General features: G+C 45.1%; 3 protein-coding genes. 1 reads left to right on the top strand and 2 read right to left on the bottom strand.

Going from position 1 to position 4,208, the window contains the following annotated elements:
- Positions 1-307: 307 nt before the first annotated feature.
- The gene (locus tag F6K20_RS26815; RefSeq protein WP_008183362.1) at positions 308-1,036 is read right to left on the bottom strand and encodes a Bax inhibitor-1/YccA family protein; all 729 of its coding nucleotides are present in this window, start codon (positions 1,034-1,036) and stop codon (positions 308-310) included.
- Positions 1,037-1,511: 475 nt separating this feature from the next.
- Between F6K20_RS26815 and F6K20_RS26810 the strand changes: the two genes are divergently transcribed.
- The gene (locus tag F6K20_RS26810; RefSeq protein WP_008183364.1) at positions 1,512-2,294 is read left to right on the top strand and encodes an RNA polymerase sigma factor SigF; all 783 of its coding nucleotides are present in this window, start codon (positions 1,512-1,514) and stop codon (positions 2,292-2,294) included.
- Between the two features lie 246 nt (positions 2,295-2,540).
- Here F6K20_RS26810 and F6K20_RS26805 read toward each other — a convergent pair whose 3' ends face one another.
- Positions 2,541-4,016, bottom strand: coding sequence for a CIA30 family protein (locus tag F6K20_RS26805; protein WP_008183365.1), 1,476 nt, complete (start codon positions 4,014-4,016; stop codon positions 2,541-2,543).
- Between the last annotated feature and the right edge of the window lie 192 nt (positions 4,017-4,208).

Genomic DNA, 4,208 nt, shown 5'->3' with positions numbered 1-4,208 from the left:
GCGCTTTCCGTTGGCGAATTAAATTCGCCACGGGTCGCACCTCTGCATCGCTTACAAAGGGTGTGAGACTTTTGTCATGTCCTAACTGCCCTGGCGACTGCTATACTATCACAAAACCGCTTCAGAACAGGACTTGTCCCTATAGCTAGCTATAGGGGCACAAATCAAAGTACTGCCCATGATGCTGTATTTGAGGCTCTGTTGGGGTTTATGGCTCCTATATGACGTCTAGCACCACAGCTTGGAACTAGAAAAATCGGGGTACAGCATTGCCGTCCCCGATTGGGTTCTATCGTATTGCACTGTCTTAGTCGCGACCATTAAGGGCAATCAGCAGCCGCAAAATGAACACGAACAAGTTAATATAGGTCAAGTACATTGACAGGGCAGCAGGTAGATACTGGTCATCACGATAGGCGCGAGGCAGCACGAAGAAATCCACTACAGCCGCACCCGCAAAAATAACCACACCGATGCCAGAGATAGCAATTTCTAGAAAGCTGGGTGTGTATACACCAAAGAAGGATAAAACTAGCTGAGCCACCAAGACCACCAGCAAGGCAATCATACCCATCTGGACGGTTTTGGCTAAAGCAAAGCCATCTTCGTCTGAGAGATTAGAACCAATTTGACGGCCAGCCATAAAGGCTACACCACAGCCAAAGGCAGCAATGGCAATGCCTTGCATGCCCACACCCCCTGTTCCGAGGGCAACGAATATTAAGCCACTGAGGGTGTAGCCGGACAAGAGACTGTAACTAGCTAGAAGAGGCAAAGCTACACTGTTGTTTCCGTTCTCAGCCACACCACGGGCAACGAAGAAAAGAATAAATTCGGCAATTAAGGCAGGCAAGAAGGTGGTCATAAATAGCCCTGGGTTGCTTGAAATCACCCCCAGACCACCATAGACACCTAGGGCAGTTAAGACTAATCCACCACCCAGGAAGGGCAGAGCATTAGCAATAACATTCGGACCAACTAGGGCTCGACCTTGAGATTCACGAATTGCTTGACGAAAGTTACTAGTGCTACTCATGAGATTTTAGTCAAGAATTTTCCTGATCAAGTATCAGCATTGATTTATAACTACTTCTATTTTGAACCATATCCGCAATCTTGTGGCAGGAGGGAAAACCGACTGCTAGTACTCCGTCCAAATTGACTTGAGGGGTAAACTCTACTTTTTCGGAATACCTAATACTTAACACCTAATACCTAACACCTAATACCAAAACTAAATTGACAGAATACTAGTTATCCTCTTTGCTAGTTGCCACTTCCGGCTAATTAGGTTAGATATTATACCACATTTAAGACGGTATAGCGATTTCTCACTATCTTCGGGTTCCAATCTGCGTGATTGTACAGAGAAAACAAAAACGGTAATTTGTTTTTTCCGTGAAAGGACGATGGTTCTAAAGGGGAATCTCTAATGACAATGAGTTGAAGATTAATTGCTTAGGCTAAGCCTCGTGTCGTAAATAGGTTTCCACTTCTGGGATATTTTGAGAATGGCTATTGGGTCTGTTGGTTTTCAAGGAATGGAACTTCTGATTGCGTACTACCGAAATCCATCAATTCAACTTCGCAATCAGATAGTAAGATTAAATGCTGGGTTAGTGAGGAAGATTGCTCATATAGTCAGCCAGAAGTGTGCTGAACCTTATGAAGACCTCGAGCAAATGGGTTACATCGGCTTGATTCGTGCTATTGAGCGGTTCGACCCCCATCAAGGTTGTGCATTCAGTTCCTTGGCAGTACCTTACATTCGCGGTGAGATGCTACACTTCTTGCGCGATAGGGGTTCTCTGGTCAAGATTCCTCGCCGATGGCAGGAACTCCAGCAGGCAGGGAAAAGAGTCAGCAAAAAGTTAGCAACTAACTTGGGACGCTTCCCCAGAGATGAAGAAATTGCTAAGGCTTTGGATGTATCACTGCAAGAGTGGCAGGAAAGTAAATTGGCAGTTCAAAATCGTTTGCCTTTAAGTTTGGATGCCACGGTTTCTCAGAAGGTCGATCAACCCATGACTTTAGGAGAGACTCTACCGGATTACTATGAAGAGAATTTACACTATTGGGAAGAAGACCGACAACAGCTCCAGGGTGCCTTGAGTCAGCTAGAAGATAAAACTCAGGCAGCTATAGAGTTTGTTTTCTTACGAGAACTCCCCCGCAAAGAGGCAGCCAAACGAATTGGAGTCAGTCCGATGACAGTGACGCGACATGTCAAAAGAGGAATCCAAGAGTTGGTTACCCTGATGAAATCTCAAGCATCGGAGCGTCTGGCAAGTTAGGAAGAATGAAGAATGAAGAATGAAGAATGAAGAATGAAGAATGAAGAATGAAGAATGAAGAATGAAGAATGAAGAATTAGGAATGAAGAATGAGGAATTAAGAAGGAATAATTAAGAATGAGGAATTAAGAAGGAATAATTAAGAATGAAGAAATTCTAAATTCTAAATTCTTAATTCTTAATTCTTAATTATAATTGCCTTTTTTTGCAAGAAGTGTGTTTACAACCTAGATACAAACCCTATACTTAATTGCTGTCCGTATTGATATCGCAAAAGAGAGTTTGCCAGTCTCGCAAACCATCACTTGCCTCTTTGACTTCAAAGGTGACATTACAAGCCTTGGGTTGCTCTAGTACCTGAATACAAAGTTCAGCAATATCTTCCCGACTTACTTTACCTCGGATATTGTCTCCTTGAGCAAACACTAAGGCTTGACCTCCCGGTTCTTCTGTCAAAGCACAAGGTCTGATGATGGTATAGGAAACGCCACTGTCGCGAACTGCGTCTTCTCCCCGGAGTTTCCAGGTTAGAATTCCCCCCAGTTGATCATTCATTCGTACCGCTGGTGGTTCTTCCTCTAGGTTAATTCCTGGACGACCTGGACGAGTCACCCCGGCTGAGCTAATCATAATGAATTGGGGCTTGGTGATCCCCCCATAGGCTTTAATAGTTTCGAGCTGTAGGACAAAGGAACCTGGAGCAAAGTTTGGGTTCAGTGCGCCATCATATTCAAATTTACTCAGCATTAGCTGTATGGCAAAGATGCGACTGGGGTTGAAGGGAGCAGCATCTTTCAAGGTTTTGGCTCGAAATACCGGAATCAAATCAGCAAAGGGAATAGAAACGTTTATCCACTGATCTTTCTGGGTGTCAAAGGAATAGCAGTAGGCAATGCCATCCCATTTCGATTCATTACGCAATATAAATTTATAGCGTTGACCATCCCCTTTAACTCGCAGTTCTAGTCCTTGGTACTCAGCTAAGTTGAGGGGAGTTGGGAGATTGCGGGTGCGTACTGACACAAAGCCGCCAGAATTTGCTGTTGAGACATTGCCGGTAAACAGGGCAGCCTTGTCGATCAGGCGGATTGAACTCTCGCTGACACCACCCATGACTACATCATCCACAGCACCCCAGGTTTCTTGTAAGTCATCGGAAGGGTTTTGGAAGTCAAATAGGAGTTGTTTCCCTGGTTCGAGATACTCTGCTGCGGCTTGTACTAAGTTCTTGATACCCTGATACTCCAATAGTTCCGGGCTATCGACCACTTCTGGCCTATAGAACTTGATGCCCTGATCGTATTTTTCCCGGTTCGGGGTGTCTCCTTCTACCGGTTGCATCCGCGCTCCTGTACAACACACTATAGCAGTAATGTTCTTGTACAGTGCTGGGGTCAAGGTGTCTGGAATAGTGATATCTGCCTCGAATAGTTCCAGGTTATTGCCAAGGATTTCCCTAGCTTTCTGGGCATTTCTAACTAGGGCACGTACGGGATAATTACGCTCAACCAGACAGCGCACCACTCGCTTGCCTACACCGCCAGTTGCCCCAGCTACCAGTATTACTCCCATATCTTTTCCTCTACCCTGGCTCGATTGTTGATTATTGGCACGACCTGTGAATAATCGCTGTAGGCAGCTCAGGAAAGGAATAACCTCAAAGTAGCTTAGGGTTTTTATGAATCTGCCAGCATCCCATGGGGAGCGATTGTTTTGGGTCATAATCGCCTCAAGTGCATTTTTTCTTCAGTTTATCGAAACCTGAGTTACCCTGAAGGTTACCTTTATAGCAGAAGTCAGAAGTCAGAAGTCAGAAGTCAGAAGTCAAACTCTTGCGCTTCTTGATGCAATAGCGAGTGGGGGAAACCCCCAAGACCGCTTAGGTGCGCTTTCCGTTGGAGAATTAAATTCGCC

The sequence above is a fragment of the Moorena sp. SIO2C4 genome (genome assembly GCF_010672485.1).
Taxonomy (GTDB): Bacteria; Cyanobacteriota; Cyanobacteriia; order Cyanobacteriales; family Coleofasciculaceae; genus Moorena; species Moorena producens.
The sequence above is the reverse complement of the archived record's forward strand: the minus strand, read 5'-3'. Positions and strand labels throughout refer to the sequence as shown.